At 61.5% G+C, this 16,537-nt stretch carries 17 protein-coding genes and 2 tRNA genes; 12 read left to right on the plus strand and 7 right to left on the minus strand.

Going from position 1 to position 16,537, the window contains the following annotated elements; translation table 11 throughout:
• Window positions 1-17: 17 nt before the first annotated feature.
• A tRNA-Ser gene (locus tag ACR9WD_RS02545) sits at window positions 18-105 on the minus strand.
• Between the two features lie 62 nt (window positions 106-167).
• Between ACR9WD_RS02545 and ACR9WD_RS02550 the strand changes: the two genes are divergently transcribed.
• From ACR9WD_RS02550 to ACR9WD_RS02570, 5 genes are all read left to right on the plus strand, one after another.
• Window positions 168-1,145, plus strand: a complete 978-nt coding sequence (locus ACR9WD_RS02550; RefSeq protein ID WP_434923186.1) for an NAD(P)H-quinone oxidoreductase — start codon at window positions 168-170, stop codon at window positions 1,143-1,145.
• 112 nt (window positions 1,146-1,257) lie between these two features.
• Window positions 1,258-3,492, plus strand: coding sequence for a carbon starvation CstA family protein (locus ACR9WD_RS02555; protein ID WP_434922648.1), 2,235 nt, complete (start codon window positions 1,258-1,260; stop codon window positions 3,490-3,492).
• A 2-nt stretch (window positions 3,493-3,494) separates the two neighbouring features.
• The gene (locus ACR9WD_RS02560) at window positions 3,495-3,686 is read left to right on the plus strand and encodes a YbdD/YjiX family protein (protein ID WP_121866193.1); all 192 of its coding nucleotides are present in this window, start codon (window positions 3,495-3,497) and stop codon (window positions 3,684-3,686) included.
• A gap of 153 nt (window positions 3,687-3,839) precedes the next feature.
• Window positions 3,840-4,289: a hypothetical protein gene (locus ACR9WD_RS02565; RefSeq protein WP_073707481.1), complete on the plus strand. Its 450-nt coding sequence runs from the start codon at window positions 3,840-3,842 to the stop codon at window positions 4,287-4,289.
• A gap of 68 nt (window positions 4,290-4,357) precedes the next feature.
• Complete coding sequence (locus tag ACR9WD_RS02570) at window positions 4,358-5,200, plus strand: aldo/keto reductase (protein ID WP_121866194.1); 843 nt, start codon at window positions 4,358-4,360, stop codon at window positions 5,198-5,200.
• A 199-nt stretch (window positions 5,201-5,399) separates the two neighbouring features.
• Here ACR9WD_RS02570 and ACR9WD_RS02575 read toward each other — a convergent pair.
• From ACR9WD_RS02575 to tmk, 4 genes are all read right to left on the minus strand, one after another.
• Window positions 5,400-5,474: transfer RNA gene (locus tag ACR9WD_RS02575), tRNA-Thr, on the minus strand.
• An 82-nt stretch (window positions 5,475-5,556) separates the two neighbouring features.
• Entirely contained in the window at window positions 5,557-7,092 is a 1,536-nt protein-coding gene (locus ACR9WD_RS02580; protein ID WP_244213560.1) for an alpha/beta hydrolase, read from the minus strand.
• Window positions 7,093-7,115: 23 nt separating this feature from the next.
• Window positions 7,116-8,270: a DNA polymerase III subunit delta' gene (locus tag ACR9WD_RS02585; protein ID WP_038993815.1), complete on the minus strand. Its 1,155-nt coding sequence runs from the start codon at window positions 8,268-8,270 to the stop codon at window positions 7,116-7,118.
• Window positions 8,267-8,920, minus strand: a complete 654-nt coding sequence (tmk, locus tag ACR9WD_RS02590; protein WP_073707483.1) for a dTMP kinase — start codon at window positions 8,918-8,920, stop codon at window positions 8,267-8,269. The genes ACR9WD_RS02585 and tmk overlap by 4 nt, the downstream gene beginning before the upstream one ends.
• Before the next feature lie 147 nt (window positions 8,921-9,067).
• On the opposite strand from tmk, the gene ACR9WD_RS02595 reads away from it, so the two are divergent.
• The 4 genes from ACR9WD_RS02595 to ACR9WD_RS02610 all read left to right on the plus strand — a co-directional run bounded on the left by ACR9WD_RS02595 (window position 9,068) and on the right by ACR9WD_RS02610 (window position 11,988).
• A complete protein-coding gene (locus ACR9WD_RS02595) occupies window positions 9,068-10,225 on the plus strand; it encodes a trans-sulfuration enzyme family protein (protein WP_434922649.1) in 1,158 nt (385 codons plus the stop codon).
• A 74-nt stretch (window positions 10,226-10,299) separates the two neighbouring features.
• On the plus strand, window positions 10,300-10,611 hold the full coding sequence (locus ACR9WD_RS02600) for a DUF2516 family protein (RefSeq protein WP_223308877.1): 312 nt from the start codon (window positions 10,300-10,302) through the stop codon (window positions 10,609-10,611).
• 130 nt (window positions 10,612-10,741) lie between these two features.
• Window positions 10,742-11,488 carry a phosphoglyceromutase gene (locus ACR9WD_RS02605; protein ID WP_066144097.1) on the plus strand — a complete coding sequence of 249 codons (747 nt, stop codon included), beginning with the start codon at window positions 10,742-10,744 and terminating at the stop codon, window positions 11,486-11,488.
• Between the two features lie 197 nt (window positions 11,489-11,685).
• The gene (locus ACR9WD_RS02610; RefSeq protein WP_038993831.1) at window positions 11,686-11,988 is read left to right on the plus strand and encodes a DUF4193 domain-containing protein; all 303 of its coding nucleotides are present in this window, start codon (window positions 11,686-11,688) and stop codon (window positions 11,986-11,988) included.
• Window positions 11,989-12,269: 281 nt separating this feature from the next.
• On the opposite strand, the gene phoU is transcribed toward ACR9WD_RS02610, so the two are convergent.
• A complete protein-coding gene (phoU, locus tag ACR9WD_RS02615; protein WP_038993819.1) occupies window positions 12,270-12,923 on the minus strand; it encodes a phosphate signaling complex protein PhoU in 654 nt (217 codons plus the stop codon).
• 227 nt (window positions 12,924-13,150) lie between these two features.
• Between phoU and ACR9WD_RS02620 the strand changes: the two genes are divergently transcribed.
• Together ACR9WD_RS02620 and ACR9WD_RS02625 are read left to right on the plus strand one after the other, a co-directional pair.
• Complete coding sequence (locus ACR9WD_RS02620; RefSeq protein WP_038993820.1) at window positions 13,151-14,365, plus strand: sensor histidine kinase; 1,215 nt, start codon at window positions 13,151-13,153, stop codon at window positions 14,363-14,365.
• Window positions 14,362-15,042 carry a response regulator transcription factor gene (locus ACR9WD_RS02625; protein ID WP_038993821.1) on the plus strand — a complete coding sequence of 227 codons (681 nt, stop codon included), beginning with the start codon at window positions 14,362-14,364 and terminating at the stop codon, window positions 15,040-15,042. The genes ACR9WD_RS02620 and ACR9WD_RS02625 overlap by 4 nt, the downstream gene beginning before the upstream one ends.
• An 80-nt stretch (window positions 15,043-15,122) precedes the next feature.
• On the opposite strand, the gene ACR9WD_RS02630 is transcribed toward ACR9WD_RS02625, so the two are convergent.
• A complete protein-coding gene (locus ACR9WD_RS02630; protein ID WP_434922650.1) occupies window positions 15,123-15,662 on the minus strand; it encodes a hypothetical protein in 540 nt (179 codons plus the stop codon).
• 354 nt (window positions 15,663-16,016) lie between these two features.
• Between ACR9WD_RS02630 and ACR9WD_RS02635 the strand changes: the two genes are divergently transcribed.
• On the plus strand, window positions 16,017-16,502 hold the full coding sequence (locus ACR9WD_RS02635) for a CarD family transcriptional regulator (protein ID WP_038993823.1): 486 nt from the start codon (window positions 16,017-16,019) through the stop codon (window positions 16,500-16,502).
• Window positions 16,503-16,537 lie beyond the last annotated feature (35 nt).

Consider the following 16,537-nt stretch of genomic DNA (forward strand, 5'->3'; position numbering starts at 1 on the left):
CGCCAAATCTTAGAACGCGGATGGTATGGGATTTGAACCCATGAGACGGGGTTGCCGCCTACTGGTTTTCAAGACCAGCTCCTTCGGCCGCTCGGACAACCATCCAACCCGAAAAAGTATACGGCATGAACCCCGCTCGAAAGGAATTGAAGACCATGAACGACGTTATGAACGCCTATATCTACAACGGTGCCGGTGGGTCAGAAGTCCTCGAGCTGGTGCAACGGCCAATTCCGGTCGCTACGGCGGGAGAAGTGCTGGTCAAAGTCGAGGCGTTCGGCCTGAACCGCGCGGATGTGCAGCAGCGCAAGGGCGTGTATCCGCCACCTCCCGGGGCCAGCGACATCCCTGGGCTGGAAGTTGCCGGCACCATCGTGGGCATCGGCGAAGGCGTCAGCGGATGGAAACCCGGAACGCGTGTTGCAGCCCTGCTCGCTGGCGGCGGGTATGCGCAGTACGTCAATGTTCCGGCAGAGCTACTCATCGAAATCCCCGGGTCGGTATCGACCATCGACGCCGCCGGGTTGCCGGAAGTCGCTGCCACCGTGGTTTCCAACCTCTTCATCGAAGGCGGACTGGGCCAGGGACAGACGCTATTGATCCATGGCGGTGCCGGCGGCATCGGCTCCATGGCCATACAGCTCGCGAAGGCCGCCGGGGCCCGCGTCATCGTCACCGCTTCGTCGGCAGAAAAATTGGACTACTGCCGTGCGCTCGGCGCCGATGAAGGGATCAACTACCGCGAAGAGGATTTTTCTGCCCGCATCAAGGAATTGACCGATGGCAGGGGCGTTGACCTGATCCTGGATGTTGTCGGCGCCAAGTATCTGGGAGAGAACGTCAAGGCGCTCGCCGTCGGCGGGCGGATGGTAGTCATCGGTTTGCAAGGCGGTGCCAAGGCGGAACTGAATTTGGGCCTGCTGATGAACAAGCGGGCGCGGATCATCGGCACGACTTTGCGTTCCCGCCCGCTGGGCGAAAAGGCGGAAATCGTTCGCCAGACCACCACCAAGGTGCTGCCGCTGCTGGAACAGGGAAAACTGGCCCTGAATGTCACCAAGACGATGGACTTCGCGGAGCTGGCCGCCGCCCATGAATACTTTGATTCGGGCGAACACACCGGAAAAGTTGTCATAAAGGTTTAATGCAACGGGCGAACCGGTTGTAAGGTGACTGCGTAGTCATTAAAGTACGTGACTTGTTTAATAACCACTGGTCACTCACATCACTTGCACCGTTCCTAGGAGGTTGCTCAAATTGAGGACCCAAAATACCTTGCCACCAGCGGGTGTCGATCCTGAGGTTGCCGAACGCGAAGAAAAGCGCTGGACTCCGGCCAAGATCGGCATCTGGGTTGCCATTGCACTGGTCGGCGGCATCGCATGGTCGATCCTCGCCTTCTCGCGCGGGGAAACCATCAATGCCATCTGGTTCGTCTTTGCCGCTGTCGCGACCTACCTGATTGCCTACCGCTTCTATTCGAAGTTCATCGAGCGCAAGATCGCCAAGCCGGATGATTTCCGCGCTACCCCGGCCGAATCGGTCAATAACGGCCGCGACTTCGTACCCACCGACCGCCGGGTCCTCTTCGGCCACCACTTCGCGGCCATCGCCGGCGCCGGTCCGCTGGTTGGCCCGATCCTCGCAGCCCAGATGGGCTACCTGCCCGGAACCATCTGGATCATCGTGGGCGTGGTGCTGGCCGGCGCGGTCCAGGACTACCTGGTCATGTTCTTCTCCATGCGCCGCGGTGGACGCTCGCTGGGCCAGATGGCTCGCGAGGAACTGGGCTTGATCGGCGGCACCGCCGCGTTGATCGCCACCCTGACCATCATGATCATCATTACCGCCATCTTGGCGCTGGTGGTCGTCAATGCGCTGGGCGAGTCCGCTTGGGGCGTCTATTCGGTGGGCCTGACTATTCCTATCGCTCTGTTCATGGGCATCTACCTGCGGTTCATCCGCCCGGGCAAGGTCCTGGAAATCTCCATCATCGGCTTCGTGCTGCTGATGTTCGCGATCATCTCCGGCCGCTGGATTGCCGAATCCGCGTGGGGTGCCGAGTTCTTCCACCTGGAGCGCACCACCATCGCCTGGGCGGTCATCATCTACGGCATCATCGCCGCGGTGCTTCCGGTCTGGTTGCTGCTCGCTCCGCGCGACTACCTGTCGACCTTCATGAAGATCGGCGTCATCGCCCTGCTGGCCGTGGCGATCATCGTTGTCCGCCCGGAAATCGATGTTCCTGCCTTCTCCGAGTTCGCCGGACGAGCTGATGGCCCGGTCGTGGCCGGGCATATCTTCCCGTTCCTGTTCGTGACCATCGCCTGCGGCGCGCTCTCCGGCTTCCACGCCCTGATTTCCTCTGGTACCACCCCGAAGCTGGTCGAGAAGGAAAAGCAGACCCGCTTCCTGGGCTACGGCGGCATGCTGATGGAATCCATGGTGGCCATCATGGCGCTGGTTGCAGCGATCTCCATCGACCGCGGCATCTACTTCGCGATGAACTCCTCGGCTGCCGCCACCGGCGGTACGGTGGAAACCGCCGCGGTGTTCGTGAACTCGCTGGGCTTGGCCGGCGTCAGCCTGGATCCGAACCAGCTGAGCGAACTGGCTAATAACGTCGGCGAGAACTCGGTGGTCTCGCGTACCGGTGGCGCACCGACGCTGGCTGTGGGCATTGCGCACATCATGCACCAGTGGTTCGGCGGCACCGCGATGATGGGCTTCTGGTACCACTTCGCGATCATGTTCGAAGCGCTGTTCATCCTGACCGCGGTTGACGCCGGTACCCGTGTTGCACGCTTCATGCTGCAGGACACCATCGGCAACTTCATCCCGAAGTTCAAGGACACCTCGTGGCGTCCGGGCGTGTGGCTGTGCACGTTGATCATGGTCGCCGGCTGGGGCTACATCCTGATCCTCGGCGTAACCGATCCGCTGGGCGGCATCAACACCTTCTTCCCGCTGTTCGGCATCGCCAACCAGCTGCTGGCAGCGATTGCGCTGGCAGTGGTGATGACCATCATCGCCAAGCAGAACAACTTCAAGTACCTGTGGGTTGTCGCCCTGCCGCTGGCCTTCACCGTGGTGATCACTTTCGTGGCCAGCTGGCAGAAGATCTTCTCCGCAGACACCAAGGTCGGCTACTTCGCGAACCACAACGCCTACAAGGAAGCGTTGGCCAATGGCGAGACTTCCCTCGGCTCGGCGGGCAGCGTTGAAGCAATGGAGGCCGTGGTGCGCAACACCGGTGTCCAGGGCTGGCTGTCCGTGGTCTTCCTGCTGCTGACCGCGATCGTGCTGGTCTCGGCTGTCGTCGCAACCATCAAGGCCAAGCGCAACGGCGGCGGCACCAGCACCGAGGATCCGGCCGTGCCATCGAAGATGTACGCACCTGCCGGCTTGATCTCGTCGCCTGCTGAAAAGGAGCTTGAAAAGGCCTGGAAGCAGGTCCCTGCCGAAGCCCAAGTCCAGCGCGGCGGCCACTAGCCATGGCTACGCTTTTGGAACGCCTGGGGCAAGCCAAGAAGTTTGTCGACGGAGTGCTCGGTGCCGACAAGTACCAGCACTACCTGGAACACCACGAACGCAATCATTCCGGCGCCAATCCGATGACCGAGCGTGAGTTCTGGAAGGACTACACCGACTGGCAGGAAAAGAACCCCGAGGGGCGTTGCTGCTGAACCCGACTGGAACCGGCCGTGAGGGCCATCCGCGACAGCGGATGGCCCTCACGGCCGGTTTCGTTTTATGTCGACTGCGTTGCCGGGAACACTGCGGTGATCCCGGTAGGCTAGAACCAGTAATCCATCGGAAACCACCGGCAGAGAAGTGTAATGGCGTTCTTTTCACGACTGCGCGCTGAGCGTGCTGCTACTCGCGAACTCGGCGAGGGCGTCTGGCGTCGCGCGCATGACCGTTTCCAGCGGTCATTGGACCGGGTCTTCCAGGTGGTTGAAGGCATCACTGATGTCCAGGCGTACAACGAGCTCGTCAAGGAAGCCAACGAGATGGCAGTGCTCCTGCCGACCGTGCGCCAGCTATGCTGCGCGGCGCAGCGGATCACCCCGAGCAATGACGACACGATCCCGCAGCTGACCTCGGCGGCGCACCGTTCGCTGACCAAGGCGGCCAACGATTTGGCGACGACCGCACAGGTGATCGCGATGATGCGGATGCAGGCGGAAGCCGGCCGGCCGATCGACATCGAGGCGGTGCGCCATCGGGCCAAGCTGGTGGAAGAAGACGTCAGCCGGGCCGCGCAAAATCTCGCTTCCAGCGAATAATTGGGTTTTCCCGATCGCTGGCGTGGTTTTTCGCCGTGCCGCACGCATCGGTGAACTAAATTAGTTCCATGACCCAAACAATCCCTGAACTGCAGTTCCTTGACGGAAACACCATCGACCAGCTTGGCTACGGCGTCTGGAAGGTCGCCGACGCCGACGCGGAAGTGGTCGTTGGCAAGGCCATCGACGCTGGCTACCGCCACATCGACACCGCGCGCATCTACGGAAACGAAGCTGGAGTCGGCCGTGCAGTTGCCGCCAGCAGCGTGCCGCGCGAAGAACTGTTCATCACCACCAAGGTCTGGAACTCGGACCAGGGTTATGAGAAGACCATGGCCGCAGCGGATGCTTCGCTTCAGCGTCTTGGCCTCGAGTACGTCGACCTGTACCTGATCCACTGGTTGCAGCCGAAGCGCGGCACCTACGTGGACACCTGGAAGGCGCTGATCCAGTTGCAGAAGGACGGCAAGGCCAAGTCCATTGGAGTTTGCAACTTCACCAAGGAAGCACTCGAAGAGCTCTACACCGAAACTGGAGTCCGCCCGGTCATCAACCAGGTTGAAACCCACCCGTACTTCCCCCAGACCGAGCTGCGCGCCTACGAAGCCGAGCACGGCATCCTGCATGAGTCGTGGTCCCCGCTGGGCCATGGCGGTGAACTGCTGAGCGACCCAGTACTGGCGGACATCGCCAAGAAGCATGGCGCATCGGCGGCGCAGGTAGTCATCGCCTGGCATCTGGCCCTAGGCAATGTCGTCATCCCGAAGTCGACCACCGAATCGCGCATCGTCGAGAACTTCGAATCATTGAATGTGAAGCTGGACAAAGAAGATCTGGCAGCCATCGCTACCCTGGATCGCGGCGCCGAAGGCCGCATCTCGGCTGACCCGGCCACCGCCGACTTCGAATAGAACACCGACCCCAAGAACGGGCCCTTGGTTTCATCTGGAACCAGGGCCTGTTCGCATATCCCAAGTTGTCGTTGGGGCATATATGGGACGCGAATGAAGTCCGTGGGGTGCAAAGGCCGAACCCAGTTGGCAAGAACCGCTGAAGATGGCGAAAACCCCGGAACCACGAGTTGTTCGCGATTCCGGGGTTTTCTTCACGTGGAGCCCCCTGCCGGATTTGAACCGGCGACCTGCTCTTTACGAGGGAGCTGCTCTACCCCTGAGCTAAGGAGGCCTGTGCCTGCAAACAGGCACCACGTCACTTTATCCGAGGAATTGTCTGAACGTCAAAACGGCGATGACATCATCAGGCCCAATCAGCAGCGGGTGCCGGCTTCGGGGACTTTGCCGTCGATCAGGTACTCATCCACCGCCTTGGTAATGCACTCGTTGGAACGCCCATAGGCGGTGTGGCCATGGCCTTCATAGGTCAGCAGGGTCGCGTTATCCAGCTGCTTGGCCAGGGCCTCGGACCACTTATATGGGGTGGCTGGATCACCGACGGTGCCAATGACGAGGATCTCATTCGAGCCTTTCGCGTCGAGCACCTCAGGCTTGCCAGTGGATTCGAAGTCCAGGGCCTCGCAGGCGATGCCGCTGTAGGCCAGATACTTGCCCAAGGTCGGAGCCGCACGCATCAGCTCGGTCGCTTCGGCCTGCATGGCTTCTTGGCTGCTGTCCGTTGGACGATCCAGGCAATCAATGGCTACGTAGGCGTCGCTCGAATTCGAAGCATAGGTGCCGTCGCTCTGGCGGTCTGCCGAGAGATCCGCCAAGCTGAGGATGATGTCTACATTCCCTTCGTTGACCGCGGCGTTCATGGCGTCGGTCAAATAGGACCAGCTGGCATCATCGTAGAGCGGCAAAATGAAGCCGTTGACGAAGTCGATGATCGGAACGACTCGCCCATCGCTGGCGGTCATCGGCTCGTTCTCCACCTGAGCAAAGAACTGCTGCAGCTGCACCTTGGCCTCTTCGACGGTTCCGGTGAACGGGCAATTGCCGCTTTCAAGGCAGCTGGCGAGCCAAGCGTCGATTTCCTTCTCGAACCCAACCGCCTGGGCCAAGGTGAGGTCCGAAGCTGACAAGGTTGGATCCATGGCGCCGTCCAGCACGAAACGCCCCACATTCTGCGGGAACAAGTCAGCATAGGTTGCGCCCAAGAAGGTTCCGTAGGAGACACCGAGGTAGTCCAGCTGCGCATCACCGAGCACAGCACGGATCACGTCCATGTCCCTGGCGGCCGATACGGTATCGACGTGGTCGAGCAGTTCGCCGGTATTGGACGCGCAGTCAGCCGCATAGTCCTCGGTGCTCTCGATGATCTCGTGCTGGTCTTCAGGAACCCACGCACGGAGGTTTTCCTGGCGCCCCTTATCGGTTTCGGCAGCGCTCTGGCACGTGACCGGAGAGCTTTCTCCCACGCCTCGTGGGTCGAAGCCGATGACGTTGTAGGCCCGCTGCAGGTCATCGCTGAACATGCTCGGGACCGTGGACGACACCATGTCCAGTCCAGATCCACCAGGGCCACCGGGGTTGACCAGGATATTGCGCGTCGCCCCGTCCACGGCGCGGCGGTTCAGGGCCAGCTCGATGCTCTCGCCTTCGGGATTGTCGTAATCCATCGGAACCTCGATGGTGGCGCATTCGATGACGCTGCCGCACTTTTCCCAGTCGAGGCTTTGGGTATAGAAGGTTTCCAATCCTTCAGGCGCACTGGTGTTCGGCGCGGGCTTCGGGGCATTCGATGCGCTGGATGGCGAATCCGCTGTGGGGGAAGAGCAGCCTGCCAGGCCCAAAGCCATGGCAGTCCCTACTGCGGCCAAGCGCTTCATCGGTGAGCGTGCAGGCACTGTTCGTGTCTCCTTGGGATGGGTTAGCGGCGTCCGGGCTGTGGCAGCAGACGGGTCATGAGCGCTTCCAGCGCCATGAGCTGGTTGACGTTGGCGGCCAGGCGGCCGCGGGTTTCATTGATGGCATCAAGCTGGGCCAAGGACTTCTCGCTGGACTGTTCCGCAGCGAACCGCTCCAGCTTCTCGCGCAGGTGCTCGTTGATCAGCTCGGTACCGGTTTTCAGCTGGATGCTCAAGACATCGCGGAAGAAGGTGGTCAGGTCAGTCAGCGTCCGGTCCAGGGCATCGAAGGCAGCACGCCGGGCAAATCGCTTGGCATCATCCTCCAGCGCCTTGAACTGCCCGCGCAATCCAGGTGGGATGGTCTCTTCCGGACCCAAGCCATTGGCATGGCGCAGCTGGGCAATCTTGTTCTGCAGGTCGGTGCCGGTGATGTTTTCGGCACGCTCGCTGGCCAGCTTGGAGATTTCTGCGGCCGCCGCCATCGCCTGCGGCAAGGTCGTGGTGCGCAGCGGCAGCGTAACGACCTTCTCGCGCTGGATGCGTGCCTGCTCGTCACGAGCCAGCAAGCGGGCCACACCGATATGCGACTGCGAAACCCGGGCAGCGAACAATGCTTGATCCGGTTCCAGCCCATCGCGGCGCACCAGGAGATCTGCAACGTCCTGGGTGGAAGGCACGGAGAGGTTTACCGCGCGGCAACGCGACCGGATGGTCACCAGCACATCGGCGGGAGACGGGGCGCTGAGGATCCAGATCATCTTGGCTGGAGGCTCTTCGATGGCCTTGAGCAGCACGTTGGTGCTGCGCTCGGACATGCGGTCTGCATCTTCGATGATGATGATGCGCCAGCGGCCGGTGCCAGCGCTTTCCTGCGCACGGGTAATCAGGTGGCGGACATCGGCAATCTGGTACTCGAACTTGTCGGTGGAAACGAAGGACACATCAGGGTGCTCCGAATTCATCACCATTTTGCAATTGGCGCACTCACCGCAGCCGGCCGGAGTCTGGGTGCACTGCAATGCCGCCGCGAAAGCACGCGCCGCGGTGGTGCGGCCCGAACCCGGGGGGCCGGTTACCAGCCAGGCATGGGTGGGGTTGCCGCGATCAACCTCGGCGGTCAACGTGTCAATGACGCGTTCCTGCCCGGCGAGGTCCGCGAAGACCGGCCGGGTCACAGCAGGCCTGCCAGATGCTGCGCAACCGATTGGTGCAGCTGCTCCACGCTGGCGGTGGCATCCAGGACCAGGTAGCGCTGCGGCTCACGGGCAGCCAAATCGAGGAAGGCGTTGCGGATGCGTTCATGGAAATCATCCGGCTCGGATTCCAAGCGATCCGACTGCTCCACCCCGCCGCTGGCCGCAATGCGCCGGGCGCGCCCCTGCTCGGCGGAGATGTCGAGGATGATGGTGGCATCTGGCTTCAAACCGCCGGTTGCGAAGTCGTTGATTGATGCGACGGCATCAATTCCGAGTTCGCGGCCCATGCCCTGGTAGGCCAGCGAGGAATCGACGAACCGGTCGCAGATGATGTGGGTTCCGGCCTCCAGCGCGGGGGAGATGACCTGCTGGACATGGGCGGCACGCGCCGCCGAGTAGATCAGAGCCTCGGTACGCGCATCGATGTCGCCGTGGCCGTGGTCAAGCACCAGGGAACGCAGCTCTTCGCTGATCTGGGTTCCACCTGGTTCGCGGGTCGTGGCGACCTTGGCTCCACGGGATTCCAGCCACTGCTTGGCCAGCGCGACCTGCGTGGACTTGCCGGCGCCGTCGCCGCCCTCGAAAACGATGAACAAGCCACGGGTTGGGGAACTCGAATCTCTACTCACCCCACTAGCCTATCCAAGGACATTTAAAGATGCGTACTGCAACGGCTGGTTGGGCATTGGAAATACGTCAAGTGTGGTGGATCAGTCACATGAAATGTAGTGAAATCCACCGTTTGGCAGTACCCGATCCAGCGTAGAGTTTTTTCCATGAACCCCCGCACCGCAGAACAAGGCTCCAACCCGGCCTGGGACCCGAAGACATTGCTCGTTGCCGGTGGGCGTCCGGCCCATGGCTACGACGTTCCAGTCAACCACCCGGTCACCTTCACCTCTACCTACCATTCCAAGGGCCAGGCGGCGCCCGGCGAACGCGTCTATGCGCGGTTCTCCAACCCCACCTGGGATCCCTTCGAGGAAGTGCTGGGCCAGCTCGAAGCGGCAACCCTGCCGGCCCTGGTCTTCTCCTCCGGCATGGCAGCTATTGCCGCGGCATTGAGCCTCGTTCCAGAGGCCGGCGTGCTGGTGATGCCACGGCATTCCTATAACGGTTCGCTGGCGCTGAGCTCGGAACTGCAAGAAGCTGGACGGCTGAGCATCCGCCCGGTGGACATTGCCAACACCGACGAAGTGCTCGCCGCGTTGGATGGGGCCGATGTGCTCTGGGTGGAATCGCCGACCAACCCCATGCTGGAAGTTGCAGACCTGCCGGCACTGCTGGCCGGCGCGAAAGCGAAGAACGTGCTGAGCATCGTGGATAACACTTTTGCCACCCCGCTGCTGCAGCAGCCGCTGGTCCACGGCGCCGACCTTGTCGTGCACTCGGTGACCAAGTACCTCTCGGGCCACTCGGATGTGATCATGGGCGCGCTGGTCACCAGCGACGAACAGCTGCACAGCCGACTGCACGGATACCGGACCTTGCATGGCGCGATCGCCGGACCGATGGATACCTTCCTCGCCCTGCGCGGGGTGCGCACCATGGCCGTACGCCTTGAACGCTCGCAGTCGAACAGCCAGCTGCTGGCCGAACGGCTGGCGGCGCATCCCAAGGTGCAGGCAGTGCGCTACCCGGGATTGGCCAATAACCCGGGCCACGCGCGCGCTGCCGAACTCATGGGCGGGTTCGGTTCGGTGATCGCCTTCGAAGCGGGCGGCTCTGCCGAAGAAGCCGACCGGGTGCTGGATGCATTCACGCTCATCACCGGTGCCACCTCGCTGGGAGGAGTGGAGTCCCTGGCCGAGCGGCGGGCACGCCACGCTTCCGAACCGGCCAGCGTCCCTGCCAGCCTGATCCGCCTGTCGGTAGGCATTGAAGAAGTGGAAGACCTCTGGGCAGATCTGAAGCAGGCCCTGGACCGGCTCTGATGCCGCGGGGCCAATTTCCGCGCGTGGCACAGTGCCCATCAAATGCGTCGCAAAGGTAGAGTGAAGGCATGAACATGATGCACGTAGCCCGACTGATCGAGTACTACATGATGATCGCCCTGAGCGTTGTCATCGTGGCGCTCGCCGTTTGGGCTCTGGTTGATTGCCTGCGCCATGGCGCGGATCGCTTCGCCCAGGAAGGCAAGCGCACCAAGGGCTTCTGGCTCGGTCTGACAGTGGCCAGCACCGCTGTAGCCTTGCTGGGCATGCTTGGACAGGGCGGAATCGGCTTCCTGCAGCTAATCGGCGCCTGCATCGCCTGCGTGTACCTTGCGGACGTCAAGCCAGCAGTGAGCGGCAAGGGCGGCGGCTGGTACAACTACTAGGCCGCGCCAAGGCACCCAAGTTTTCACGAAGACCTGCATCCGCTTGATGGCGGAGCGCAGGTCTTCGCACTTTAACCACGGGCCTTAACTTTCGCGCGAGTGGGCTTGCGCATTGGTTAGGATAGATTCCATGAGCCACACTTTGATTTTGCTTCGCCACGGACAGAGCGAATGGAACGAAAAGAACTTGTTCACCGGTTGGTACGATGTCTCGCTGACCGAGAAAGGCCGTGCTGAAGCAGCCCGCGGCGGCCAGCTGCTGGCCGAAGCAGGCTACAAGCCGGAGGTGCTGCACACCTCCTTGCTGACCCGCGCAATTGTCACCGCGAACCTGGCTCTGGAAGCCGCTGGCCGTTCCTGGATTCCGGTGAACCGCGACTGGCGCCTGAATGAACGCCACTACGGTGCGCTGCAGGGCAAGGACAAGGCGCAGACCTTGGCCGAATTCGGCGAAGAGCAGTTCATGGAATGGCGCCGCAGCTACGACACCCCGCCACCAGCACTGGACGACTCCTCGGAATTCAGCCAGATCAATGATGAGCGCTATGCGGCGCTGGGCGACTCCGCCCCGCGTACCGAGTGCCTCAAGGACGTGCTGGAGCGCATGCTGCCGTACTGGGAGAACAACATCAAGGCCGATCTGTCGGCAGGCAAGACCGTCATGGTCACCGCCCACGGCAACTCCCTGCGCGCACTGGTCAAGCACCTGGACGGCATCAGCGATGAAGACATTGCCGGCCTGAACATCCCGACTGGCATCCCGCTGGTCTATGAACTGGATGACAACTTCCAGCCAATCACCAAGGGCGGAACCTACCTGGATCCAGAGGCCGCGGCCGACGCTATCAAGGCCGTCGCCAACCAAGGTCGCAAGTAGGACACGCTTTTCGGCGGTTTCGCGATGACCGGCCATGGGCCGGTGATCGCGAAGCCGCCGTCTGCTTATTAACGCGGGGATAACGCCAGGCATCCGGCTGTGAGCGAAACAACTGCGCACGATTGTATTTTTGGCATTAGTATGCTGTAATCTCCTATTTCGAATAGGCTCAATGGCTCACGTTAGGAATGCAATTCGTGGCAACTGATTACGATGAAGTCCGCCCAGACGTTGCTGAGGCACGCAAGGCTTCTCTGGATGCGGTGAAGTCCGCAAACGCACCGGACGCCAAGTCGGTGGTGCGCGAGCTCGACGAGACCGATCACACCGATGGCATGGATCTGCCGGGCGCGGATCTCTCCAACGAGGAATTGACCGTTACGGTCATTCCGCAGAAAGACGACGAGTTCATTTGCGGCTCGTGCTTCTTGATCCGCCACCGTTCGCAGCTGGTGCGCGAAGAAGGCAACGTAGGCTTCTGCGTCGAGTGCGAAGGCTAGAAACCCGCTAGACACTGGCGCCATTCGTGCGCCGAGAACGGGCAGAGGGCAGCCCACCGATCGGTGGGCAGCCCTCTGCCCGTTTAACGAGCTGGAATCCTTGGCTGGGCCAGCTTCCTCATCGGGGCCCAACAAGGACGCACAGCGTGCTCTCTGGAGCGCCCAGCCGGAAGTCCCATGCCCCGTCCAAGCAAAATTGAAGAACAAAAAAGGCGCCTGCCATCCGTTGGTACCGGATGGCAGGCGCCATGGCTATGCAATCGAGCCGATGCTCCGAGAAGCTAGATTTCGGTTGGATCCCATTCGCCGGTCACCAGGTAGGTGACCTTGCGGGCTACGGACACGCCGTGATCGCCGAAGCGCTCAAGGTAGCGGCTGGTCAGCGACACATCCACGGTGGTTGGCGCGTTGGCGTCCCAGTCCTCGGCCGCGACCTGGGTGAAGACGCTGGAGTGCAAACGATCCAGCTCGTGGTTCAGTTCGATGATTTCGGTGGCGATCTTCAGATCGCGGGTGTCCAGCAGGCGCGCGACCGCCTTGGCGATGTCGATATCGATCTTTGCCATCTGGGCAAAGGTGTCGGAAATCTTGGCCGGGATCGCCGGGTTGGGGAACCGCAGACGAGTCAGCTGCGCCAGGTGGCGGGCCAAATCGCCCATGCGCTCGAGCGACGCGCTCATGCGCAGCGAACCGACAATCATGCGCAGGTCGCTGGCTACCGGCCCCTGCAGGGCCAAGGTGTCGATGGCCCGTTCGTCGAGCTGGTTCTGCAGGAAGTCGATCTTCGCGTCCGCCGCAATGACTTCCTGTGCCAGATCGACGTCCACGTTGGCTAGCGATTCCCAAGCGCGGTCCATTGCGGTTGCTACCTGGTTGGCCATCTCAATGAGTTCTTCGCCAATTTGCTGCAGGTCTGCCTGAAATACCTTACGCACAGCAGTTCCTTTCGAGTGTCGGTATCCATGCCGGATGGTGGACTGCCGTGGCAGCCACCCGCCACGAGACAGTTTTGTGGCATGGTGGAGGGTCTTGCTCCAGCTTGTCAGCGGGTGATTAACGAATATGCCACGAAAGGTGAACGTTTGGTGAACAGCGCGCCGAAATCGACTAAAACACGTCATTTAGGGCTGGAGCCGCCCACAGGTGAAGCTAGTCTAAAGATGTGAACGAAGTGATCTCGACTCTTATAGCCGGCGTCCTCGGCCTGGCTCTGGGGATCGTTGGCGTCATCGCCTTCCGGCTCTCCCAGGCCCGCTCTTCGAAGCTGCCGCAAGTCGACGAGCCAGTGCTCCCCGAGGGGGCGGCCGCCGTCCTGTCGGTCATCGGGCGAGCTTTCGTGATCCTCGATGACGTTGACGGAGTGGTCCGGGCCAACCCTGCCTCCTATGCCTACGGGCTGGTGCGCGGGCACACGCTGGTCCACAACGAACTGCTCTCGCTTGTGCGCCAGGTGCGCGCCGATGGCGTGATTGCCGAAAGCCAGTACGAGCTGCAGCGCTCCACGCTCGGTGCCGGGCAGCTGATTGTCCACGTGCGCGTCGCTCCGCTGGGAGACGAATACATCCTCCTGCTGGCCGACGACCGCACCGAAATCACCCGTACCGAAGCGATGCGCAATGACTTCGTGGCCAACGTATCCCACGAGCTGAAAACGCCGGTCGGCGCCATCGGGCTGCTGGCCGAAGCCATCACCGAAGCCGCCGACGACCCGAAGGCGGTACGCCGCTTCTCCACCCGGATGGACAAGGAATCGCGGCGCCTGGCGGCCCTGGTGCAGGACATCATCGAGCTCTCCCGGCTGCAGGCATCCGACGCGATCGTGCAGGGCCAGGAAGTGAATATCGACAGCGTCGTGGCAGAAGCCGTGGACCGCAGCCACCTGATTGCCGAGGAAAAGGGCATCACCATTACCGTGGGCGGCCATCTCGAAGAGCCGATCCTGGGCGATGCGGACCTGCTGATGACCGCTATCCGCAACCTGATCGACAATGCCATCCGCTATTCGCCGGAGCACACCACGGTCGGCGTGGGGATCCGCCAGCGCGATGGCTACGCCCAGATTTCGGTGACCGACCAGGGACCGGGCATCTCGCCCGAGGAGCAGGAGCGCGTGTTCGAGCGCTTCTACCGCGTGGACTCCGCACGCTCGCGGCAGACCGGCGGCACCGGGCTGGGGCTGAGCATTGTCAAGCACGTGCTGGCCAACCACGGCGGCGAAGTGTCCCTGTGGTCGCAGCCCGGCCACGGATCAACATTTACCCTAAGACTTCCCCTAGCGGACGAAGAACCGGCGACCAGCAATGCGCTTGCCGGCCAGACGATGAAGGAACGAACGATCGAGGCGAGTGCGTCCGATCGTGAAGGAGGACGCCGATGACCCGCATATTGATCGTTGAGGACGAGGAGTCGCTCTCAGACCCGCTGTCCTTCCTGCTCGAACGCGAAGGCTTCGAAGTCCGGATCGCCGACGACGGCCTGAAGGCAGTCACCGAGTTCGAACGCCACGGCGCAGACCTGGTGCTGCTGGACCTGATGCTTCCGGGCCAGCCGGGCACCGAGGTGATCCGCCAGATCCGCCTGAACAGCCAGGTCCCGGTCATCATGCTCACTGCGAAGGACTCGGAGATCGACAAGGTGGTGGGCCTGGAACTCGGTGCGGACGACTACGTCACCAAGCCGTATTCCTCCCGCGAACTGCTGGCCCGCATCCGCGCCGTGCTGCGACGCCAGGGCGAAGGCGAGGAGCTGATCAGCAACGTGGTCACTGCCGGTCCGGTGCGCATGGACGTCGAACGCCATGTGGTTTCGGTCGACAACACCGAGGTGTCCATGCCGCTGAAGGAATTCGAACTGCTGGAAATGCTGCTGCGCAATGCCGGCCGCGTGCTCACCCGCGGACAGCTGATCGACCGCGTCTGGGGCAGCGACTATGTGGGCGACACCAAGACCCTGGATGTGCACGTCAAGCGCCTGCGTTCCAAGATCGAGGTTGACCCGGCAGTCCCCGAACGCCTGGTGACCGTGCGCGGACTGGGTTACAAGTTCGTGGTCTAAGGCCAAATAGACCGGATACGGCAGCAGCCCCGGACAGAATCAGTGATTCTGTCCGGGGCTGCTGTTTCGGCTTGCGGAGCCTAGTGGCCCGAAGTCGAGTGGCTCTCTTCCGGAGTCAGGTGCTCGGTGACCGACTCATCGGCACCGCCCGGTACGAAGTCGCGGTATTCGGCAAGGGTGCCATCGACTACTGGAACGCTGAATTCCACGTTCTCGCCGGCGACGGTGAAGACCGAAGGTGCGTGCTGGCCAGCAGGGATGCCCAAGTTCTTGATGATCTGCTCGTTCTTGTCATCTTCAAGCTTGATAGTGCCATCGGCAGGAACCTGGATGGAGACAGGTGCAGTGTTCTCGGCCTTGACCGACAGGGTCAGCGCGGAATCGCCGGCGTTGATTACGGAGCCGATCAGGCGGGCTTCAGTGTCGTCGCTGTTGGTGACGAACATCAGGTTGCGAACCTTGGCGTCTGCGACATCGACGTTGACGCCATCGCTGGCGGCGTAGTCCATGTTGGTGGCCTGCTCGTTGATGGCGCCACAGCTGGTGACACCGAATGCCAGGGCAGCCACAGCGAGGGACGCGGCGATGCGACGTCCAGCGGTCATGCGTGCGGTGATCACGACACTAACTCCTCGGTGAGAATAATGAGTTGCTTCGGGTTCGTGGCCGGTTGAATCGGCTGCACCTGGGGCAGGGGCAGCCGCGAAAAGGACCACGATTACCTCTAAGCCTAGCTGTTTTTCACGCAAAGACGCGATTTAGCGACGTGCAACACACGCTTTTCGACAAGTTGTAGACAACCGTCGCTGGGAAAGGGGGTGGTGTGCAATCGACTGCCTTATCTTCTTCATAGCATGTTTCTCTTGCAAGTGGAAGAGGCAATTCCGCATGAATTCGCGGTTATATGGGGCACAATCGCAAGGCCATGAATAGCAAACATGGTAGACTGGAACGTGGGAAAGGGGTTTATCCACATGGTTTTTGAGGTTGGCGAGACTGTTGTCTACCCGCACCACGGTGCCGCAATGATCGAAGAGATCAAGATGCGCAAGATCAAGGGCGAAGAGAAAATGTATCTCAAGCTCAAGGTGGCTCAGGGCGACCTGACCATTGAGGTTCCAGCCGAGAACGTTGATCTTGTTGGCGTACGTGACGTGGTAGGTCAGGAAGGCTTGGACCATGTGTTCGATGTCCTTCGTGCTGAATTTACCGAAGAGCCGACCAACTGGTCGCGCCGCTACAAGGCAAATGTCGAGAAGCTCGCTTCCGGCGATGTCATCAAGGTTGCAGAAGTAGTTCGCGACCTGTGGCGCCGAGAAAACGACCGTGGTCTGTCGGCAGGCGAAAAGCGCATGCTGGCCAAGGCTCGCCAGGTATTGATCAGTGAATTGGCCTTGGCCAAGGATCTGGACGAGGCCAAGGCGGAAGGCCTCTTGGACGAGGTTCTGGCTTCGGCCTAACCCAGTTCCGGTAACGCATCGCCGTGAAACGCTCC

It is taken from the genome of Glutamicibacter sp. PAEs-4 (genome assembly GCF_051161755.1).
Classification (GTDB): Bacteria; Actinomycetota; Actinomycetes; order Actinomycetales; family Micrococcaceae; genus Glutamicibacter; species Glutamicibacter nicotianae.

Bases quoted from the DNA above. Each gene is read 5' to 3' on its own strand.
- ACR9WD_RS02560 (WP_121866193.1), top strand. From the start codon at position 3,495: ATGGCTACGCTTTTGGAACGCCTGGGGCAAGCCAAGAAGTTTGTCGAC.
- ACR9WD_RS02550 (WP_434923186.1), top strand. From the start codon at position 168: ATGAACGCCTATATCTACAACGGTGCCGGTGGGTCAGAAGTCCTCGAG.
- ACR9WD_RS02605 (WP_066144097.1), top strand. From the start codon at position 10,742: ATGAGCCACACTTTGATTTTGCTTCGCCACGGACAGAGCGAATGGAAC.
- ACR9WD_RS02625 (WP_038993821.1), top strand. From the start codon at position 14,362: ATGACCCGCATATTGATCGTTGAGGACGAGGAGTCGCTCTCAGACCCG.
- ACR9WD_RS02600 (WP_223308877.1), top strand. From the start codon at position 10,300: ATGATGCACGTAGCCCGACTGATCGAGTACTACATGATGATCGCCCTG.
- ACR9WD_RS02570 (WP_121866194.1), top strand. From the start codon at position 4,358: ATGACCCAAACAATCCCTGAACTGCAGTTCCTTGACGGAAACACCATC.
- ACR9WD_RS02635 (WP_038993823.1), top strand. From the start codon at position 16,017: ATGGTTTTTGAGGTTGGCGAGACTGTTGTCTACCCGCACCACGGTGCC.
- ACR9WD_RS02595 (WP_434922649.1), top strand. From the start codon at position 9,068: ATGAACCCCCGCACCGCAGAACAAGGCTCCAACCCGGCCTGGGACCCG.
- ACR9WD_RS02565 (WP_073707481.1), top strand. From the start codon at position 3,840: ATGGCGTTCTTTTCACGACTGCGCGCTGAGCGTGCTGCTACTCGCGAA.